We start from the raw sequence: 19,339 nt of genomic DNA, 5'->3' as shown, positions 1-19,339 counted from the left end.
CATCCGTTACGCCCGCAGTCGCAGGCGTTGCAGCAAAGACGAAGTGGCGCCCATGGCGCTACGTAATTGGGCGGCGCTGATGGTGCGATCAGCCGCGTTGAAGGTCAGCGCTTTGCGCAAGGCTGGCCAGCAGTGTTTCGGTAGATTCCGGGGGGCGTGCAGTTCGCGCTCCAGGCGTTCGTCCCGGGCCTGAGTCGAGGGCAAACGGCGGAACGGGTGTTTGCCGCCGGCCAGTTCGTAGAGCACGCAAGCCACGCCGTAGACGTCGGCGCGGGCGGTCAGCGGCTGGCCTTCGAGCAGTTCCGGCGCGGCGTAGCCGGGAGTCCAGGCGTTGAAGCGGCTGCGGCTCAGGTGCGGCAGGCCGGGCAAGATGCCTTCTTCGGCCTGGCCGAGGCCGAAGTCGAACAGGCGCACGCCTTCTTCGCTGAGCATCACGTTGCTCGGCTTCATATCACCGTGCAGCACGCCGCGAGCGTGGGCATAGGCCAGCGCGTCGAGCAGCGGCAGCGCGATGTCGCGCAGTTCTTTCCACGGCAGGCCCAGGGGCCGCTCGCAGAGTAATTTGTCCAGAGTCAGCCCACGCATGAGTTCCATGGTGATGAAGGCGCGCTGGCAGTCGGTGTCGACTTCAAAGGTGTGGAAGCGCAGCACGTTGTCGTGGCGCAGGCGTCGGGTCAGGGCGAACTCGCTGTAGAGCAAGGCACTGGCGTCCGGCGATTCGGCAAATTCTTCGCTGAGGATTTTCAGCGCGATGTAAGGGTCGGGATCGCCGAACTGTTCGCTCAGCAAGTCCCGTGCGCGGTAAACCGCGCCCATGCCACCGGCACCAAGCAGGCGCTCGATGCGGTAACGGCCCGCCAGCACGTCGGGCAGTTCACCGACGCTGGCCCGGGTCGGCGCCAGCATGGGTGAAGCCAGATTGGGCTTGGCGAACGCGAAGTAGGTCAGGTTGTTGTCCTGCTCTTCGCTCACCAGCAGGTCGTCGATCGGTCGCATGAGTTCAGTCATTGGCGGATCACCACGGCAGTCAGGTTGTCCCTCGCCGAGCCACGCAAAGCGCCGTCGAACAGACGCTCCAGCGCAACGTGCGGCGCGGTCAGGCTCAGGGCGTTGCCCAGGGCATCGCTGCTGAGCCCTTGGTACAAACCGTCGCTGCACAACAGGAACGTATCGCCGGGGTAAACCTCGAGTTCGAGCACGTCCAGCGTCAGCACATCGGCGGCCCCAACCGCACGGGTCAGGGCATGGGCCGATGGATGGGCGCGGGCGTCTTCGATGCTCATGTTTTGCTCGTCGATCAGTTGCTGTTGCAGCGAATGGTCCTTGGACAGCTGATACAAGCGCTGGCCGCGCCACAGATAGCAACGGCTGTCGCCGGCCCAGATGCAGGCCGCGCGACTGCCTTCCACCAGCAGCGCCACCACGGTGCTGCCCATGATGCTGTCGTGGCGCCCGGCGGTGACGGTCAACTCCTGGCCCAAGCGGCGGTTGATCCAGTGCAAGCACTGGCGAATGCCTTTGAGTCGTTCGTCGAAGTCGTCCTGCACCGGCAATTCCGCCAGGCTGGCGACGATCAACTGGCTGGCGATGTCGCCGCCCTGATGACCGCCCATGCCGTCCGCGACCACCCACAGCCCCTGCTGTGGACAGTCGAGGAAAGCATCTTCGTTGCGCGCCCGAACCTTGCCCGGATCGGTACGCGCAGCGCTGCGCCAGGGAGTGGCAACCAGCATCAGAGCTGCACCGGCATACGGAAGGTGCGCAGCACGCCCATGTCGAACGGGTTCGGCGTGCGTTGGCTCGACAGCAGGTAGTTGGCGCGCAGGCCACCCACGTCCGCTTTCAGGACCAGCACGTCGCGACCGTTCAGGTACTCGGTCTGCATCAGGTCGAACAGACGGAACAGCGACCATGGGCCGGTGTTCTTCTCGATACCGATCGGGCGACCGACCATTTTGTCGAGGACCAGGCTGGTGCGACCGTCTTCAGCATCGGTCGGCCATTTGAAGGCCATCGGCAGGATCGGGCCGTGACGGTATTCCATGGTCTTGTCGCCAAACTTGAACTCGGAACGGCTGACGGCCGGGTCGAGGGTGTACGGCTCCAGTTTGAATTGCACTTGCGGCTCGGCCGGGTTCTCGGCGAAGAAGCTTTGGCGAATGGTTTGCGCCGCGGCCATCTGGTCGAGGTAGACCTTGGAGATCGGCAGGCTGTGACCATCGACACTGCGCATGCGGTAGTTGCCCGGATCGCCGCTGACGAAGGGACGCATGTAGGTGTCGAAGAAACGATCGACGATGCCCTGGGCCTTGAAGAACTCACGGAAGTCACTGATCGCCACATCACTGGTGCTGTGGGCGCTGAACGGATAACGCTTGTTGATCGCCTTCCCATAGAAACCGTACAACTCGCTCTGGTAGCGCTGGTTCAGGTACGCGTAGGAATCGTTGAGCACCAGACGCCAGGTGTCTTCGGCCAACACGTTGAACCAGACACTGACCGGACGCGGCAAACGGTTGGACGCATTGCGCAGGTTGCTCAGCGCATCACGCTGGCCGCCCATGCGGGTCTTGGCCATTTCGAAGGCAGCCTGCTCTGGCGAGCTGGCGCGGGCCAGGCTCGCGACTTGCAGTTGCAGGTCGTTGAGCGCGGTCAGGGCCGGGGTCAAATCAGCAGCCGGGCCGTTGTTGTCATCCAGCAAGCGGTGCAGCGGTTCGAAGCGCCGTTGCAGGGATTTCTTCGCGGTGTCCGGCAGGTTCTTGGCGGCGGCCATATCGGACGCCTTGTCCGCAGCGGCGGACGCCAGTTTGCCGATCTTGCCCAACTTGCCTTTCTGCTCGGCCAATGCGCCAGCAGCATCGGCTGCTTGATCAACCGGCTCGGCATCTGCCGGGAACCGGGTGTTCTCGCGCACTTCCACCAGCAGTTGCAGCACTGGGGAGTTAGCCGAGGTCAGGCCCGCCAGTTGCTCGGCGCCCTCGCTGAAGTCGCTGATCGCAGGCAATGCCACCTGGCCCACGGCTTCGCTCCAGAAGTTGGCGTAGTCGCGGAAGTACAGTTGCTCCAGTTCGACCATCAAGCGACGCAAGTCCATGCCGCTGATGCCCGAGCCTTCGCCCAGCACCCAGTTGTCGCGCAGGATATCGCTGACCAACGAAGCGCCCTGCACCGAGAAGTACTGCTGATAACCCTGTTGGGTGTAGAACCCCGGGATCACGTAGTCGGTGCCGACAAACATCGAAGCCTGCGGCCCCATGTGTTGGCTCAAACGGTATTCCGGCAGGTTGCGGGCCTGCTCGCGGAGCATCCGGTAAACCACGTTGGCCAGGGACTCGCTACGCAAGACCTGACGCGCCTGGGCCACCAGTTGATCGTTCAGCGGGTAGATAAACGGCTGCTCCAGCAAACGCTCGAAGTGAGTGTTCAAGCCGTTCTGCACTGCGGTGTTGCCGGCGTAACGCTGGGACCACTCGGTGGCGACCCAATCCTTCAACCAACCCGCGTCGCGGCGATCCTTCATGTTCAGCATCAGGTACGCACGCAGGCTGTTGAGCAGACGCTCGCGGTCCTGCATGTTGGCGCGGATCTGCCCTTCCAGCAGGGTCGCGACCCGTGGCAACAGTTGCGCTTCAAGCTCACGCTCGTAGGCAGCCTTGACCACCGGATTGGACTCTTCGCCCTGATACAGACCGCCACGCTCGTGGTAACTCACGTCACCCTTTTTCGGGAACACCTGAGTCGCCGCGTAGCTGCTGTCGAGGGTCTTGAGCGCCGCCATGGAATCATCACGCGCCGTCAGTGCCGAGCGTGATTGGGTCCAGTTTTGTGCCAGGGTCCGCAGGTTTTCCAGACGCTCGTAGTTAGCGGAGAAACCACCCGCCCAGAGCATGCCGAACAGCGCCAGCGCCGCCAATGCACCCACGTACAAGGCACGCTGGCCCCAGTGGATGCGGCTGCGTTCGCGCTTGTCCAGGCCCGCCAGATCGGCTTCCGGGAAAATCACGCGGCTAAGCAAATGGTGAATGAAGCGCGAACGACCGCTGCGCAGGGTTGGCAGCACGCCAGAGTTGATGCCCAGATTGGCGCCGATGCCGGCGGTGGTCTGGTCCATCTCTTGAGTCAGGTGCGGTGCGCTGGTCAGGTAGAAACCGCGCAACTGGCTGACACGCTGATAACGGTTGCCGGTGAACGCCATGTCAACGAACAGGCACAGGCGCTCGCCGATCTGCCCCAGTTGATGCGGGAAGTCGAGAATGCGGCCACGGCGCTGGGTGTCGCGCTCCTGGTGCATGCGCATGATCACTTGGCTGTTCAGGCGACGCAGCAGCTCTTCGAACTCGGCGCGCAGCACGGCAACGTCGGTGCCGCTTTGCTCTTTGCGGAAACTGGTGCCGAGCACCTGATCGCTTTCTTCGCGGGTCAGTTGATCGAAGAACTCGTCGAAACCAAGCAGGTGATCAGCCTTGCTCAACACCAGGTAAACCGGCACATCGACGTGGAGTTTCTGATGCACTTCCTGCAAACGCGCACGGACCTGGCGCGCCAGGGTGTCGAGGTCTTGCTCGCTGCCGCTCAGCAGGGTTTCCACCGGAATGGTCACCAGCACGCCGTTCAACGGACGGTTGCGGCGACGCTTGCGCAGCAGGTCGAGCAAAGTGCTCCAGGCGCTGCCATCGACTTCGGCATCCGGCTGGGTCAGGTAACGGCCAGCGGTGTCGATCAGCACACCGTGGTCGGCGAAGTACCAGTCGCAATGACGGGTGCCGAGGGTGTCGCGGGTCAGTTTGCGGTCGATCTTGTTGATCGGAAACTCAAGGCCCGAGAAGTCCAGCAAACTGGTCTTGCCGCTGCTCTGTGGACCGATCAGCAAGTACCAGGGCAAATCACTGCGCCAGCGCTCGCTGCGACCGCGATACAGGCTCGAGGTCTTGAGGGTTTTCAGCGCGTCCTTGAAACGCACTTTCAACTCTTTCTGCTCTTCGTCGATCAGCTCTTCACGGCGAATGCGATCCTGGCCATCTTCAGTGTCTTCGATGGCTTTCTTGCGAACACCCGCGCGCCAGCTGACGAAGACCATGGTCAGGCCCCAGATCAGGAACAGCACACTGATGGTCAGCAGGCGGGAGGTCGAACCTTCCCAGAATTTGTAGTCATCAACGGCCAGCAGCGGCCCGACGAACCACACCAGCAGCGCGACGAACAGCACCACCAACAGGGTCCAGACCCAGGTCTTGCGCAAGAATGCGCCGACTTTCTTGAAAAACTTTTTCATCACACGTCCCTGTTTACGGCTGCGACTGCGGCTGGACCGCGGCCGGATCTAGCTGCTGATAAGGTTGCAGAACGGTTTCGCGTTGCTCGCCCAGTACCCAGGCAAAACCCGAATACATCACCACCAGGCACACCAACGTGAACAGCACCACCATCCACGCCGGCACGATGCGCACCAGACTGCGGCGCTGATCGTTCAAGCCTTCCCAATGGGGCGACAGCTCGCGCGGCACGTCGCCGCGCAGTTGACGAATCTGGCGATACAAAGCGTCGCGGATGCCTTCGAGCTCGAGCATGCCGCGGGCTTGCACCCGGTACTTGCCTTCAAAGCCCAGGGACAGGCACAGGTACATCAGCTCCAACATCGGCAGGTGCTTGACCGGGTTTTTCGACAGGCGATCCAGCAGCTGGAAAAACTTCTCGCCGCCAAAAGTTTCGTTGTGGAAGCTGCTGAGCAGGCTCATCTGCGACCATTCGCTTTCGTTGCCCCACGGCGTGGTCACGACGGCTTCGTCGACCACGGTGCAGAGCACGTAACGGGCGGCCATCACCTGGCTGCTTTCGGCGCCGTTGTGCAGCGCGCGCACTTCAAACAGCTTCAGCGCGGAAGTCAGTCGCTCGTTGAGCGCGTACATGTCTTCGCGGGTGTCGCTGTGCTTCAGGCGCACCACTTCCGACAACAAATCGGAGCCCGCGGCCACCAGCGAATTGAGGCTGATGTTGAACGCTTCCGCCGGACGCAGACGCGCGGCGTAAATCATGCGTTCTTCGAGCTGTTCGAAACGCGGCGGTGCAGCGAAATCGGTCAGTGGACTCTGCGCCGGGCCGTGGCCCTGGCGATCGAGCAGGACGGTTTTGTCGTCCTGGTTGTATTCCGTGTCCTTGATCATGTCGGTCAGTTCCTGATGGCCCAGAATTTCAGTTCAAGCTCGGCAAATTCACCGCTGACGTGGAAGGCAAATCCTCCCGACTGCTTCAACTGCTCAATGTCCCGGGCACCGAGTTCAAGCATGAAATAGGTGTTGGCGGCATGAAACGGTATCTGCCGCGGGGCCACCGGCAACGGTTTGACCTTGATGCCGGGCAGATGCAGGTTGACCAGTTGGCGGATGCGTTCCACCGGGCCGACCTTGAGGTGCGCCGGCAAGCGGTGGCGCAGTTCTTCGGAATCGCAGTTGGCACTGGCCGCGAGCACGAACGACGCCGAGCCCAGCAGTTTGTGGTCGTGCAACGGCGAGACGATGATCCCGTACTGACGCGCTTGCAGCACCAGTTCGATGGCGTGCTGTTCGAGCACCATCGACAGCACCTGACGAATCGCTTCCATCAGTTTGCGGAAACTCGCGCCCTGGTCGCTGTGCTGGTAACGGCTGTCCAGGCGCGGGCGTTTGCTGTCGCTGGAGAAAGTCGCCAGTTCGCCAAGCATGGTCAGCAACGCGCGGTACAACTCTTCCGGGTGAACCTGCTCCAGGCCAAGGTAGTGGCGCAGCAGCAGTTCGGTGCGGTTGATCAGTTGCAGCATCATGAAGTCGCCGACTTCCGCGCCACCGACCTTGCCGTTGGAACGGATCCGGTCGGCGATGGTGTCGCCCCGGTGGCCGAGCATGCTGATCACTTCCTTGAGGCACGACAGCAAGTAGCTGGAAGAATGCGCCTGGATGTAGGTCGGCACGAAGTCCGGGTCGAGGCTGATCACGCCGTCCGGCGTGGTGTCGAGCACTTCGCAGATTTTCAGCTTCACGTAGGCCTGGTCGCTCTGCTGCTCGCCGAGCAACAGTTTGAAGTCCGGACGGGCGCAGCTGACTTGGCTGGAAGAATCATCGCCAGCGTTGGAATCGGCGACTTCCGATTCATACGCGGTGTAGCGCGCCAGCACGTCGGATTGCTCCGGGCGACGGGCCTCGATGTGGTTGCCGGTGACCAGCGGCAGCGCCAGGTAGATCGGCGTGTTGCCGGTGTTCGGTGGCACGTCCAGAGCCAACGGCTCGGTGTTGCCGCCCAGTTCGAACAGGCTGCCGTCCGGCAAAATCCCCGAGGCCTGGCTGATCACCAGTTTGCCCATGTTGAGGAACTGCAAGTCGATGTCCAGGTTCAGGAAGCCCCAGGTGTAGCTGCCCAGCAACTGGGTGCGGGTCTTCATCTGGTGGTCGTAGTAGCGATCGTTGTGCTGGAAGTGCTGCGGACGCAGCAGCATGCCTTCCTGCCAAATGACTTTATGGGAGTTCATGATCAGTCAACCGCCTTGGCGAGCGTTTCATTGGTGTTGCGGATGCCGGACTGGTCGAGTGTCAGGTCAGCGTCGGTGACTTCCACCGGGGTGACTTGCACCGTGTAGCGCCACTTGGTTTCCGGCAGGTCGCGGTAGGCGGCGAGGACGCCGACGTAGCGGCTGCCCTCCTCCACGCTGAGCTTGAGCTCGACGGTTTCGCCCGGGCGCAATTCCAGCTCCTCGGTAGCCACCATGTCCGGGGCCAGGGATTCCTTGGCGCGCTCGTACAGGCTGAAGAAGTCTGCGTTCTCGAAAGCCACCGGGTGCTTGAGTTCGAACAGGCGCACGACGATTGGCGACGGACGACCGTTGAGGTCCGGGTTCAGTTGATCGCTGGCGGTCAGCTTCAGGTTGAGTTTGGTGACGTGGGAGTACGGCGACAGCGACGAGCAGCCGGCCAGCAGCACCAGGGCGGCCAGCGCTGTCAGCGTCTTGAAAAAAGCGGTCGAGCAGCGAGACATGCGCATCATCCTTGGTGGTCGTTGTGAAGGGAGGAAATCAGGCGGATCTGTTCTTCGTAGGCCTGGGCGAAGTCGCGGGCCAGCAGGCGTTCGCTCCAGTCATCGTCCTGACGCAGGGCCTGGTGATAACGACCGTAGGCTCTCCAGCGGCTGCCGGAAGTGGCCAGGATCGGCTTGTTGTCGCGTTCGAAACGCAAGGTCAACTGCTCCGGCGAGAAGTGCTCCAGCGTGCCGCGAACGGCTGCGCGGCTGGCGGTCAGCAACGCCACCTGGTGCGCCTGCAAATCACGGAACGAACGGGCGATTGCCTGCTCCGCTGGCAACTGCCCCGGCTTGTTCGGCTGCAGCAAAATGCCCAGCGCTTCACCGGCATCCACCGCGAAGCGCAGCGGGTTTTTGTTGGTGCCTTGGACGATGGTCTGGGCCAGGCGCAGTTCGTTTTTCAACTCGCTGCGAGTGCGCAGGCTCTGTTGCAAACCGCCGACGCTTTGCTTCAGCAGGCGCGCGGCGTTCAGCGCCAGGGCTTCGCGAGCGTCGTGGTCGAGGCCTTTAAGGTCCACGCCCAGGGCGGCACCGAAGTGTTCCCAGAAGCCTTCGCTTTGGCGCTCGACCGCTTTCGGCGGCGGCGCTGGCGCAGGTTCGGCCGGGGCTTCGATCAGCTCCGGGACCATCAGGCTTTCCATGTCGATGCGCGCGTAGTCGGCGCGTTGACGGGTGTCTTCGGGCGCATTGCGCGGGGAAATCAGTTCGTCGATTTCCGAGTACACGCGCTCTTGCTGATCGAGGGCGTTCAGCGGGTCGAGGTCGAGGAACGCATCGTCAGGAATGATGCTGCCCGCCGCTTGCGGACGGCCGACTTCGACGTCGAAGGTCGCCGGGTCACGCACCAGGCGCGCGCGGATCTCGAAGTCACCCAGCACGTACACGCTGCCGTGCTCGATGCGCATGGCTTCGCCCTTGCGCAGGCGTGCGCCGCTCTCGCTGTCCTGGATACCATTGCTGCTGGTATCGGTCAGGTAAAACGTGCCTTCGCGGTAGCTGATCAACGCGTGGTGGTTGGACAGGTGACGCTTGCGGTCCGGAATGATCCAGTCGCAATCCTCACCCCGGCCAATCACGCCACCAGCCTGTTTGAAGGTCTTCTGGCACAAATCCGTGGGCACGAACTGCTTGGTGTTCAGCATTTCGAAAACCAGTTCCATGATGATGCTCCTTGCGGTCACTTGCCGCGATTGACCGCCTGCGGATCACCCAATGGGCGATAGGTGTTGTCGTTGAATTTGTAATTGCCGCTGCAGCCGCCGAGGCCGCATAGAACGACGAGGGTCAGCAGGACGGCTTGCCAGTGACGAACAGGCATCAGAGGGTCTCCATGGGTAGACAAAGCACAAAGCGCCGACCCTTTCGGGCGGCGCTGTTAGAAGCGAATGAGGTGAAATCGAAGGTCGTTTGCCTACCCATCGAAATCACCCAAATTGATATTCAGGCGCCCGAGGCGGTACAGCAGGGTGCGGCGTGGCAGCCCGAGTTCGCGGGCGGCGAGGGTCTGGTTGCCGTCGTTTTTGCGCAGGCAATCGAGCAGCAGGCTGCGTTCGACTTGTTCCAGGCGTTCGCGCAAATTCAGGCCGCTGGTGTCTTCCGGCATGGTTTCCATGCGCAGGGAAAAATGCTCGGCCAGTAACTCGCCGCCCTCACACAGCAACACCGCCCGTTCGACCAGACCTTTGAGTTCGCGCACGTTGCCAGGGAAGTTGTAGCCAGCCAGGTGATCCAACGCCGCATCGGACCAACGCACCGCGTCCCGTTGCAAGAATGCGCAGGCTTTTTCCGCGAAGTGCCGGGCCAGGTCGAGGATGTCGCCTTCGCGCTGACGCAGGGCCGGCAACTCGATCGGGAATTGCGCGAGGCGGTAGTACAAGTCCTCGCGGAATTTGCCTTCGCTGACCAGCACCGCCAAATCCCGGTGCGTCGCGGCGATGATGCGCACGTCGATTTTGTGCGTGTCGTTGGAACCCAACGGGCGGATCTCGCCTTCCTGCAATACCCGCAACAGCTTGGCTTGCAGGGACAACGGCATGTCGCCGATTTCATCGAGCAACAAGGTGCCGCCATTGGCCGCATCGAACAGCCCGGCGCGGTCGCGATCCGCGCCGGTGAAGGCGCCTTTGCGGTAGCCGAACAGTTCGCTTTCCAGCAGGTTCTCGGGGAACGCCGCGCAGTTCTGCACGATGAACGCCTGGGAGCGGCGCGGGCCACAATCGTGAATCGCCCGGGCCACCACTTCCTTGCCGGTGCCGGTTTCGCCGCGCAGCAGCACGGTGTACGGGCTGTGCAGGACTTTGCTGATCAGCGAATACGTCTGGCGCATGGCCGAACTCTTGCCGATCAGCCCATAGCCGCTGGCGCTCGGAACGCTGAGCGGTGTCGGCAATGAATTGCCCACTGGCCGACGCAACCGTTGCAGCAGATGCAATTGGCCGAGCACGAACGAACCCAGTTGCCCGAGGGAATCGGCAAAGCCTTGCAGGTCGATATGCCGGTGGCTGGCGCACAGCAACAAGCCTTCGACGGCCTTCTGCTGATTAACCAGCGGCACGCACAACAGCGATTGCCAAGGCCGGACCTGGGGCGGCAGGAAACTGGTTTCGTGCAGGCTGCCGCTCAATTCACCGAGGCACACCACGCGGTTCTGGCACAGGGCAAATTGCAGCAGTTGTTCACCGTTGAAATCCGCCGGCAGGCTCGCCGCTTCCCGGGGTTGCAGGATGCCGTTGAGGCACTCGGCGTTCATCCCCAGGCACGTGTGAGTCGCGTCCAGCAGGTACAACTGGGTCAACTCGCAACCGCTGAGTTCGGCCAGGCCGCGCACGAAGTCACCCAGCAGCGCAGCACCGTCCGCCGCCCGCGACAGGCTGGCGAACTGCGCCAGCAAGGCTTCGGCGTAGACCAGTGGTTGCGGCACTTGAGTGAACATCACACCCACCTCAGGCGAACTCGCAGATCACGCTGGCGTTGCCATCGAGCGTTGCGTGAACGCGCTTGAGGCTTTCACCGGTGGCCATCGCATCGAGCAAACGATCGGCGACCAGCGGCAAGACGTGCAGGTCCAGCAAGTGGTCGATCAGGCGCGCACCGCTGTCGCTCTGGGTGCAGCGCTCGGACAGGTGATCGACGAGGTTCTGGCACCAGGTGAACTCCAGTTGACGACGGTTCAGGCGCTCGCCCAAACGACCGAGTTTGATTTCGATCAGTTCGCGCAGCACCGGGCCACCGACCGGGAAGTACGGAATCACGCGCATCCGGGCCAACAGCGCCGGTTTGAAGTGTTTGCTCAGCACCGGGCGGATGGTTTCTTCAAGGACTTCGGCTGTTGGTCGCTCGCCGTTTTCGCAGAGCTCGGCGATCAGGTCGCTGCCCAGGTTCGAGGTCATCAGGATCAGCGTGTTGCGGAAGTCGATCTCGCGCCCTTCCCCGTCGTTGGCCACGCCTTTGTCGAAGATTTGGTAGAACAGGTTGAGCACGTCCGGGTCGGCTTTCTCGACTTCATCGAGCAGCACGACGGAGTACGGCTTTTGGCGCACCGCTTCGGTGAGCATGCCGCCCTCGCCGTAGCCAACGTAGCCCGGTGGCGCACCGATCAGGCGCGACACCGTGTGCTTCTCCTGGAACTCGGACATGTTGATGGTGGTGATAAAACGATCACCGCCGTACAGCAAGTCGGCGAGGGCCAGGGCCGTTTCGGTCTTGCCGACGCCGCTCGGGCCGACCAGCAGAAATACGCCGACCGGCGCATCCGGTTTGTTCAGGCCGGCAGCGGTGGCGCGCATCGAGCGGTCCAGCGCGTGAACCGCTTGTTCCTGACCACGGATGCGTACGCGCAAGTCGGTGGCGAAACTCGCGACCTTGGCGTTGTGCTCACGGGCCAGTTGCGCCAGTGGCACACCGGTCCAGGCGCTGATCACTTCAGCCACCAGACGCGGGCAGACTTCGAAGCTCACCAGACGTTCTTTGACTTGCAGTGCCGTCAGGGTTTTGTGGGTTTCGTTGAGTGCGGCTTCCAGTGCTTCGACGGTTTGGGTTTCGTCGACAGGCGCTTCGAGGGTTTCGATCACGGTGCCTTCGGCGTCTTCTTCAACCGTGACGGTTGGTTCGACGGCGACGGCAACCCGGGCCTTGGCCAGTTGCTGACGCAGGTCCAGCAGGCGCTCGGCGAGTTCTTTCTGTTCGGTCCAAAGGGCTTCCAGCGCGACCCTTTCGTCTTCGGCTGCTTCCAGACGTGCTTCCAATGCCTCCAGCGCTTCGTGATCGATCAGCAAACCGGCCTCGGCATCGCGACGCAGGGCCTGACGCTGACGGCCACCCTCGGCCAGTTCGCCACGCAGGCGCTCCAGGCTTTCCGGGGCGGCGGCGAGGCTGATGCGCACCCGGGCGCACGCAGTGTCGAGCACATCGACGGCTTTGTCCGGCAGTTGGCGACCGGCGAGGTAACGCGCCGACAATTCGGCGGCGGCGACCACCGCGTCATCGCGCAGGTAGATGCCGTGGCTCTTCTCGTAGACCTGGGCCAGGCCACGCAGGATGGTCACCGCTTCGCTGACGGTCGGTTCGTGCAGTTGCACCGGTTGGAAACGACGGGCCAGGGCCGGGTCTTTTTCGAAGTACTTCTTGTACTCCGCCCAAGTGGTCGCCGCGATGGTGCGCAACTCGCCACGGGCCAGGGCTGGCTTGAGCAGGTTGGCCGCGTCGGAACCGCCGGCATTGCCGCCCGCGCCGATCAGGGTGTGGGCTTCGTCGATGAACAGGATGATCGGTTTTGGTGAGGCTTTGACCTCGTCGATCACGCCTTTGAGGCGACGTTCGAACTCACCTTTGACGCTCGCACCGGCCTGCAACAGGCCCATGTCCAGGGACAGCAACTCGACGCCCTTCAGCACTTGCGGCACTTCACCGGCAGCGATGCGCGAGGCCAGGCCTTCGACGATGGCGGTTTTACCGACGCCGGCTTCACCGACCACGATCGGGTTGTTTTTGCGGCGACGGGCGAGGATGTCGACCATCTGGCGGATCGCGCCATCGCGGCACAGCACGGGATCGAGTTTGCCGTCGCGGGCCTGTTGGGTCAGGTTGTGGGTGAAGCGCTCCAGCAGGGACTCACCCGGCACGGCGGATTTGCCGGTGGCCGGTTGCTCTTTCTGCGACAGGGCGAATTCTTTCAGACGATCGATGTTCAGCTTGGCCAGCAACGCCTGGTAGCGGCTGCCGGCGTAGCGCATCGGATTGCGCAGCAGCGCGAGGATCAACGCGGCTTGCTCGACCTGGGTCTGGCCCAGTTCAAGGTTGGCCACCAGCAGGGCGTCTTGCAGCCATTGCACCAGTTCCGGGGCAAACACCGGGTTGCGCGAAGCGCTGTGCTCGACCCGGGATTGCAACGCGGCGCTCAGTTCACCGGCGTCCACTTCGGCATCTTGCAGCGCGCGTGCGAGCAGGCCGTTCGGGCGCTCCAGCAAGCCCAGCAGCAGGTCTTCGACGAGGATCTTGCTGCCGCCACGGGCGACGCAGCGTTCGGCCGAGCTTTCCAGGTCGCGACGGGTTTCGGCGTCCAGCGCCTGAATCAGTTGTTGCAGGTCTACGTTGCTCATTTGGTCATCTGTCCTTAATGAATTTTGCTGCCCAGGGTCACCACGCCGTCCGCTTTTTCGCGGCCGAGCCAACTGGTCCATCCCAGGCGACAGGCGTTCTGCTCACCAATTCGCAGTTCGCGGATTTCTTCCTGGCGCAGCACCAGGCGAATGTCGTAATCAAGCGGGTCACGTAGGGTGAACCGCACCAGCGCGCACAGCGGCTGGTAGCCGAAACCGATCGGCAGGAATTCGTGGAAGCGCAGCCAGTCGAGTTCACGGATGTGAATCCGGAATTTGCCGCTGCGGTCGCGTACGTGTTCGCCGAGCACCAGGTCTTCACCGAGCATGCTGTTGGCGCGGCCGAGGCGATTGCGTTGTTCGTCGAGGATTTCCACGCGACGCTCGATGCACTGCTCGATGGTCAGTTCGGCGTGCTTGAAGTAGTAACGCAGCACCGCTTCGATCAGCGCCGCCGAGTGCGCCCGCAAACTGAGCAGGCCGAGGTACGGCAGCAGGCGTTTCCAGTTCAGCTCCTGGGCCTTGCGGATCTCTTCGCCACCCAGGCCAATCAGTGCAAACAGCTGCGCCGAGAACGGGTCGAGCGCGCCGCTCTCGAAGCTTGCGCGGTAGCGATACTTGCGCCAGATCGGCAGCATCAGCCGCTGCAGGCGATGGTGGAACAGGTCGAGGAAGTTGCGCGTCGGGTTGCCGTCTTCGCTATCGCCCAGGGCTTGTTCGCCGTAGAACGCCGGCAGCGGCGAACCGGAACCGACGAGGCCGATCAGGTTGAAACGCATGCGCGCGCGCAGGTGCCCGTGCTCGGCGAAAAACTCCACGCGATCAACGTCACTGCCAGGGAAACCCAAGCTCGGGTTGGCCTGGAATTCCAACTGGTCGTACAAATCGTCCTGGCTCAGGTGCGGGTGGGCCTCGCGCAGCCGGTCAACCACCAGCAGCACGGCCTGAAACAGCGAGTACTCGCGTATTCCTCGGGTCAGTCCGCTTAAAGCAGCGGCTGAAGGCCCATACGTGGTGTCCATTGGTACACCTCTCCCTGTGTGCTTTTTACCCGCAGCTCGTGGTACGAATTGAGACTGGCGTAAAGCGCGAAAAACTCGTTAAGAACCGAAGCGAAAACGAACAGGTCGCCCTCGCCGATATACCCTTCCGGGTCGATGGTCAGCTCGGTGCGCAAGCCGCGTACCGGCAACCCTCGATGCAGTCGATCAACATGCTGGTGCTTGATCGACTTGAGCCCGCCCAGCAGGCGCTTGCTGACTTTTTCAGCGTGTTGGTCGTAGTAGCGCGGCAAGTCGTAGGTTTCGAGAATCACCTTCAACGCGTTGACGTCGGCCAGGGACAGATAGTTAAGCGACATGTTGCTGATCAGCTTCCACAGGAAGTCACGGTTCAGCGGCGGCGCATAACTCGGGGTGGCCGGGGTGATGTTGCGGAAACTCAGGAACTCCGGCGTCTCTTCGCAGGCCTGGCTGATGTCGCCGAGCTTGAGCTTGCGCGGCAGGTTCTGGTTGGTGCACATCAGCTCGATCGACAGGGTTTCGTGGGCTTCGGTGTGGCGGATGCCGAAGCTCAGGTAGGTGTCGAGGCCGTCGTGCAACGAAGACGAACGCTGGCGGATGCTGTAGTGCGGACGGCTGTTGGGCACGTCGAAACTCGGGTCGTGCTCGAAGGATTCAAACGGCACGTACTCCTGATAACCGAGGCCGCCCGGCTTCCAGCCCGTCACCGTTTCCACGGAGAACACGCCGCAGTTTTCCAGATCGAATTCCGCCGGCAGCAGCAGGTATTCATCCTGTTTTCCGTCGAGGCGGATCGGCAGCGCATCGTGCTTGAACAGGTTCACGATCGGCGTGCAGTAGAGCTTCACGTTGTCCAGGGTCGGACGCAGGCGCTGGATGCCGCTCTTGCGAATGTCGAAGCGCAATTCGAGGCCGCGCACTTGCTTGAGGGTGTCTTCCGGCAACGCCTTGAGCAGGTCAAGACCGTTGATGTCGACGAACAGGAATTTGTCCTGGAAGGCGAAGTATTCCTGCAGGTAGCGGTAGCCACGGAAGGTGTTCAGCGGATACGGGATCAACGCCTCTTCTTCGGCAAAACCCACTGGCTGCACGCGGTCGCCAGGCATCTTGAACGCCATCGGCGTGCCGTTGACGCCTTTGATCGGCTTGCCGGCGCCGTCCAGCGGGATCAACTCGATGCCTTCCAGGTTGCGCAGCAGGCTCAGGTAAAGCATCTGGCTGATGTAGCGCTCGCCGGCAAAGTGCAGGCGCAAGCGGCTCAGCTCCAGCTCACCAAGGTGACCGTCGGCGCTCATTTCCAGACGCAGGCTCAACAGCGAACCATCGCCCTTCACCGAGTAATTCAGCGCGGCCAGATCCAGCGGCAAGACTTCGGTCGGGTAGCACGTGCGGAAACGGCAACGCACGTCATCAATCGGTACGCTTTCCACCGGCGTGTCGCGCTCGACCATCAACGCAGGCCCCGAACGCTTCAGCGGGTCGAACTGCAAAATGCTGAACGCCGGCAATGGCCGCATGTAGTTGGGCCACAGCAGGTGCATCAGCGAATGGCTGAGCTCCGGCAACTCGTCATCAAGCTTCTGGCGCAGGCGGCCGGTCAGGAATGCAAAACCTTCCAGCAACCGCTCCACGTCCGGATCCCGCCCGGCCTGACCCAGGAAAGGCGCCAACGCCGGGCTACGCTCGGCGAATCGACGACCCAACTGGCGAAGTGCGGTGAGTTCGCTTTGGTAGTAGTGGTTAAAGGACACGGGTTACCTGCCTGGTATTGAATCTCATGAAAAAACTGTCCTGTAGAGCGCGACTGTCAGACCGGAAACCACGTAACCGACAATGAGCAGGTACGGTAAAAAAGCCAGCCAGCCAAACATCATCGGGAACCCGGCGAGATTCCCCAGAAGCACAAAGACCAACCCGTAAATCACCCACGGAGAGGCGTAAAAAGGGATGAACGTCAGCGGTGCGCGCCACACACTTTTCAAAATCTGCTGTTCGGTTTTTCCGTTCAGTGCTCGCGTTGCCCACAGGGCAAAGGCAATGTAGGCCGGGATGCCGAATGTGAGGACGTAGATCAACAGCATTTGTTGCCAGTCCAGAACCGCTGCGTATTCGTTGCCCTGCTCAAGCAGTGTCAAAGCCACCATCACCAAGAGCGGTGACCAGAGTGCTGCCCTGAAAAAATTGGCTTGGAAAATGGTGAGGACTTTGCCCTCTTCAAATACTTCAGTTCTCATTTTCCACTTCGCTGTAATATTAATTCGTCCACCTTTCTTGAAACAAATATTGCCAACGCGGTTAAACCGCCAGTCAGTATGCTGTACGCAAATGCACGAACCGGATAAAGAGGTAACAAATAGATCAATATCGCCGTCATCATAAAACAAAGCACAATCAATTTAATCGAAATTTTCGTAACCAGCGCTACAATTAAATTTACAACAATGAACAAATAGAAAATCAAATACATGGCTATTCCAATGGATACCCCACGGGAGGTCAGCCCACCAAACATATACTTGTATAGAGAAACACCATAGTAGTTAAGAACCACATAAATCACGCACGCAAAAAAATGGACGAGTAAACCTGCCGCTATCCTCATCATCATCTTTTCCACACCCCATACTTATCTACCGAACCCTGTGTTATGGCACTTCGCAACTTCTGATCTGATGCACCGCGATACAAGGTGCTCGTTACTATTCTTTCTCGATATCCCATGCGCCCCGCAAAAACCCTTATCGTTTCAACATGAACTTCAAAGTTTTCAGATGCCCAAAGTGCGCCACGGAGCACCATATAGTTATCATATTCATTAGTTAGATCCTCCTTAGGAAAAATAGGAAGACCATCTCCGTACTTAATACCAGTATCAACCGTCTTCAGAATAGATGCTTCAGGTTGCTTGGTTTCTTCCAGATACAGGCGGTATGTGTCAGTAGCGAACGGGATCTGTCCAATGGCATCTGCCCAGTAGGGTTCGCCCTCCATCATTACCAATACAAAGCCTGCTCCGCCTTCGGCACTATGCTTCCAATCACCAGGCATAGTCGGCGCAAAGCTAATGGACATACGATCCACGATCGCGAATTTTATAAGCTGCGCCCAAGCAACATGTTTATAAGCACTGTAAGACTCGGAGCCAACTATTAGAGATTCGGGATTGATCCAAATCTTTTCCCGGTAATTATCGGCCAACGGCTCAAACCATTGGCGCTTTGCTTCATATAGCTTTTCAGCAGTCAGAATTTTAAATTGAATATCGGTCGGCGCAGGCTTTAGAGCAAAAAGTGGCACTCCATTACCTCGCGTTACCAACCAGACCTTAGGAATCGGAAGCTCTTTGGGCTTCTTATCCTCACTAGGGGTAGTTTCCGCTTGTATTTTCAGTTCAGTCTTCCCTTCGGAAGTCTCGAAAACATGAGCGATACCGTCGACGACAATAGTAGTTTCCACGTTGTTACTCCGAAGAAACGTAGATAGTGACTATTTCGCTTTGCTTACCGGTGGAAAAACAGCCAGTGTCCCCGGCCGCCGATGAGCATCCGGCTTTCTGTAATCCGCTTTCGGATACCATCCTGTAATTCAAATTAGCTACAGACTGTCCATCGACTGTCTGAAAAGAAAAAACACGATTAAATACTCCGGGAATTACCACCGGCAACGGCGCCACAAACGGCACCGCCGAATGCGAATTCCCAATAATCACCGTCCCGGACCCGGCAACAACCTTATTGCCGTGGGTCCCAACGGAATCCACAGTCGCCGCCGCTTTACCATTAATCAAAACCGTCGTGGCCAACCCACCGACCATCGCACCACCACACGCCGAGGCGTCGCCTTGGCGGGCGGCCGGGAGGCCGTCGAAGAACACGTCGCCGGAACCGGCGGCGATCGGGTTGGTGGCGTGGCCGGGGAGCGGGCAAGCGGTGGGGTCGGTGACGCGTGCTGCGGGTTTGCCGGACATACGAATCTCCTTAAGTGACCTTCACTTGACCGCTGCCATCCAGGCGCGCGGCGAAACTGACCTGACGCTTGAAACCATCAACTTCCAGCAGGCCTTCGATGCTGAAGGACAGGCGAAGTTGATCGTGGTCACGCGGCAGGGAAATGACACGCACATTGCTCAGGCGCGGCTCGTAGGCTTCGATGAAATTTTCGATGGCCAGACGGGCCTGACTCAGGGAGTCGTGCAGGCTCAGACGCATGTCATTGAGATCGGGTAGCCCGTAATCGGACAGCGTTTGCACGCTGCCCGCACGGGTGCTGAGCATCTTGGCCAGATGGGCAGCCACGGACGCCATGGCGGAGACCTCGCGGCTCCAGCCGACGCGTTTTTCCGCGTCGCCACCCAGGCGTTCGAAAAGGCTGCCGTATCCAGTCATGAGTTAGCTCCGCTTACTCTTTGTCCAGCTTGCCAACCAGCGACAGGGTGAAATCGGCACCCATGTACTTGAAGTGCGGACGCACGTTCAGGCTGACGCGGTACCAGCCAGGCTCGCCTTCGACATCGCTGACGACGATCTGGGCGGCACGCAGCGGACGACGGCCACGGACTTCGGCGCTTGGGTTTTCCTGGTCGGCCACGTACTGGCGGATCCACTTGTTCAGTTCCAGCTCGAGGTCGGTACGTTCTTTCCACGAACCGAGTTGCTCGCGCTGCAGCACTTTCAAGTA

Annotated in this window: 17 protein-coding genes and 1 pseudogene; all 18 read right to left on the bottom strand. The window is 60.8% G+C overall.

The window, feature by feature from the left end:
• Window positions 1-6: 6 nt before the first annotated feature.
• Window positions 7-1,008 (bottom strand): serine/threonine-protein kinase, encoded by a 1,002-nt coding sequence (locus ACIQY3_RS23100; RefSeq protein WP_403024051.1) that lies wholly within the window; start codon window positions 1,006-1,008, stop codon window positions 7-9.
• Window positions 1,005-1,733 (bottom strand): PP2C family serine/threonine-protein phosphatase, encoded by a 729-nt coding sequence (locus ACIQY3_RS23095; RefSeq protein WP_123408669.1) that lies wholly within the window; start codon window positions 1,731-1,733, stop codon window positions 1,005-1,007. The genes ACIQY3_RS23100 and ACIQY3_RS23095 overlap by 4 nt, the downstream gene beginning before the upstream one ends.
• Window positions 1,733-5,272 carry a type VI secretion system membrane subunit TssM gene (gene tssM / locus ACIQY3_RS23090; RefSeq protein WP_403024047.1) on the bottom strand — a complete coding sequence of 1,180 codons (3,540 nt, stop codon included), beginning with the start codon at window positions 5,270-5,272 and terminating at the stop codon, window positions 1,733-1,735. The genes ACIQY3_RS23095 and tssM overlap by 1 nt, the downstream gene beginning before the upstream one ends.
• Before the next feature lie 13 nt (window positions 5,273-5,285).
• The gene (gene icmH / locus ACIQY3_RS23085) at window positions 5,286-6,161 is read right to left on the bottom strand and encodes a type IVB secretion system protein IcmH/DotU (RefSeq protein WP_054048383.1); all 876 of its coding nucleotides are present in this window, start codon (window positions 6,159-6,161) and stop codon (window positions 5,286-5,288) included.
• A gap of 5 nt (window positions 6,162-6,166) precedes the next feature.
• Window positions 6,167-7,498 (bottom strand): type VI secretion system baseplate subunit TssK, encoded by a 1,332-nt coding sequence (tssK, locus tag ACIQY3_RS23080; protein ID WP_403024043.1) that lies wholly within the window; start codon window positions 7,496-7,498, stop codon window positions 6,167-6,169.
• Between the two features lie 2 nt (window positions 7,499-7,500).
• On the bottom strand, window positions 7,501-8,001 hold the full coding sequence (tssJ, locus tag ACIQY3_RS23075) for a type VI secretion system lipoprotein TssJ (RefSeq protein WP_403024040.1): 501 nt from the start codon (window positions 7,999-8,001) through the stop codon (window positions 7,501-7,503).
• Between the two features lie 5 nt (window positions 8,002-8,006).
• Window positions 8,007-9,203, bottom strand: coding sequence for a type VI secretion system-associated FHA domain protein TagH (gene tagH / locus ACIQY3_RS23070; protein ID WP_403024037.1), 1,197 nt, complete (start codon window positions 9,201-9,203; stop codon window positions 8,007-8,009).
• A 17-nt stretch (window positions 9,204-9,220) separates the two neighbouring features.
• A complete protein-coding gene (locus tag ACIQY3_RS23065) occupies window positions 9,221-9,361 on the bottom strand; it encodes a type VI secretion protein (RefSeq protein WP_092276060.1) in 141 nt (46 codons plus the stop codon).
• A 93-nt stretch (window positions 9,362-9,454) separates the two neighbouring features.
• The gene (locus ACIQY3_RS23060; RefSeq protein ID WP_403024033.1) at window positions 9,455-10,975 is read right to left on the bottom strand and encodes a sigma-54 interaction domain-containing protein; all 1,521 of its coding nucleotides are present in this window, start codon (window positions 10,973-10,975) and stop codon (window positions 9,455-9,457) included.
• A gap of 10 nt (window positions 10,976-10,985) precedes the next feature.
• Window positions 10,986-13,640, bottom strand: a complete 2,655-nt coding sequence (gene tssH / locus ACIQY3_RS23055) for a type VI secretion system ATPase TssH (protein WP_403024030.1) — start codon at window positions 13,638-13,640, stop codon at window positions 10,986-10,988.
• 14 nt (window positions 13,641-13,654) lie between these two features.
• On the bottom strand, window positions 13,655-14,662 hold the full coding sequence (gene tssG, locus ACIQY3_RS23050) for a type VI secretion system baseplate subunit TssG (RefSeq protein WP_403024026.1): 1,008 nt from the start codon (window positions 14,660-14,662) through the stop codon (window positions 13,655-13,657).
• A complete protein-coding gene (gene tssF / locus ACIQY3_RS23045) occupies window positions 14,626-16,413 on the bottom strand; it encodes a type VI secretion system baseplate subunit TssF (protein ID WP_054617061.1) in 1,788 nt (595 codons plus the stop codon). Before tssF ends, tssG begins: the two co-directional genes overlap by 37 nt.
• 24 nt (window positions 16,414-16,437) lie before the next feature.
• On the bottom strand, window positions 16,438-16,896 hold the full coding sequence (locus ACIQY3_RS23040; protein WP_403024022.1) for a hypothetical protein: 459 nt from the start codon (window positions 16,894-16,896) through the stop codon (window positions 16,438-16,440).
• Window positions 16,893-17,270: a hypothetical protein gene (locus tag ACIQY3_RS23035; protein ID WP_403024341.1), complete on the bottom strand. Its 378-nt coding sequence runs from the start codon at window positions 17,268-17,270 to the stop codon at window positions 16,893-16,895. The genes ACIQY3_RS23040 and ACIQY3_RS23035 overlap by 4 nt, the downstream gene beginning before the upstream one ends.
• Complete coding sequence (locus ACIQY3_RS23030) at window positions 17,267-18,118, bottom strand: hypothetical protein (RefSeq protein ID WP_403024019.1); 852 nt, start codon at window positions 18,116-18,118, stop codon at window positions 17,267-17,269. The genes ACIQY3_RS23035 and ACIQY3_RS23030 overlap by 4 nt, the downstream gene beginning before the upstream one ends.
• A gap of 4 nt (window positions 18,119-18,122) precedes the next feature.
• Complete coding sequence (locus tag ACIQY3_RS23025; protein ID WP_403024016.1) at window positions 18,123-18,629, bottom strand: PAAR domain-containing protein; 507 nt, start codon at window positions 18,627-18,629, stop codon at window positions 18,123-18,125.
• Window positions 18,630-18,639: 10 nt separating this feature from the next.
• Window positions 18,640-19,047 carry a type VI secretion system baseplate subunit TssE gene (tssE, locus tag ACIQY3_RS23020; RefSeq protein ID WP_403024011.1) on the bottom strand — a complete coding sequence of 136 codons (408 nt, stop codon included), beginning with the start codon at window positions 19,045-19,047 and terminating at the stop codon, window positions 18,640-18,642.
• Window positions 19,048-19,060: 13 nt separating this feature from the next.
• Window positions 19,061-19,339: pseudogene (locus ACIQY3_RS23015) on the bottom strand (type VI secretion system contractile sheath large subunit); the annotation flags it as partial.

This window comes from Pseudomonas sp. NPDC096950 (genome assembly GCF_044762525.1).
Lineage (GTDB): Bacteria > Pseudomonadota > Gammaproteobacteria > Pseudomonadales > Pseudomonadaceae > Aquipseudomonas.
This window is presented reverse-complemented; position numbering and strand designations above follow the sequence as displayed.

What these genes read in the sequence shown, in the direction of transcription:
- tssK (WP_403024043.1), bottom strand. Translation starts at nt 7,498, where the DNA reads ATGAACTCCCATAAAGTCATTTGGCAGGAAGGCATGCTGCTGCGTCCG.
- ACIQY3_RS23065 (WP_092276060.1), bottom strand. Translation starts at nt 9,361, where the DNA reads ATGCCTGTTCGTCACTGGCAAGCCGTCCTGCTGACCCTCGTCGTTCTA.
- tagH (WP_403024037.1), bottom strand. Translation starts at nt 9,203, where the DNA reads ATGGAACTGGTTTTCGAAATGCTGAACACCAAGCAGTTCGTGCCCACG.
- tssE (WP_403024011.1), bottom strand. Translation starts at nt 19,047, where the DNA reads ATGACTGGATACGGCAGCCTTTTCGAACGCCTGGGTGGCGACGCGGAA.
- tssM (WP_403024047.1), bottom strand. Translation starts at nt 5,272, where the DNA reads ATGAAAAAGTTTTTCAAGAAAGTCGGCGCATTCTTGCGCAAGACCTGG.
- ACIQY3_RS23025 (WP_403024016.1), bottom strand. Translation starts at nt 18,629, where the DNA reads ATGTCCGGCAAACCCGCAGCACGCGTCACCGACCCCACCGCTTGCCCG.
- tssJ (WP_403024040.1), bottom strand. Translation starts at nt 8,001, where the DNA reads ATGTCTCGCTGCTCGACCGCTTTTTTCAAGACGCTGACAGCGCTGGCC.
- tssH (WP_403024030.1), bottom strand. Translation starts at nt 13,640, where the DNA reads ATGAGCAACGTAGACCTGCAACAACTGATTCAGGCGCTGGACGCCGAA.
- ACIQY3_RS23035 (WP_403024341.1), bottom strand. Translation starts at nt 17,270, where the DNA reads ATGATGATGAGGATAGCGGCAGGTTTACTCGTCCATTTTTTTGCGTGC.
- icmH (WP_054048383.1), bottom strand. Translation starts at nt 6,161, where the DNA reads ATGATCAAGGACACGGAATACAACCAGGACGACAAAACCGTCCTGCTC.
- ACIQY3_RS23060 (WP_403024033.1), bottom strand. Translation starts at nt 10,975, where the DNA reads ATGTTCACTCAAGTGCCGCAACCACTGGTCTACGCCGAAGCCTTGCTG.
- ACIQY3_RS23095 (WP_123408669.1), bottom strand. Translation starts at nt 1,733, where the DNA reads ATGCTGGTTGCCACTCCCTGGCGCAGCGCTGCGCGTACCGATCCGGGC.
- ACIQY3_RS23040 (WP_403024022.1), bottom strand. Translation starts at nt 16,896, where the DNA reads ATGAGAACTGAAGTATTTGAAGAGGGCAAAGTCCTCACCATTTTCCAA.
- tssG (WP_403024026.1), bottom strand. Translation starts at nt 14,662, where the DNA reads ATGGACACCACGTATGGGCCTTCAGCCGCTGCTTTAAGCGGACTGACC.
- ACIQY3_RS23100 (WP_403024051.1), bottom strand. Translation starts at nt 1,008, where the DNA reads ATGACTGAACTCATGCGACCGATCGACGACCTGCTGGTGAGCGAAGAG.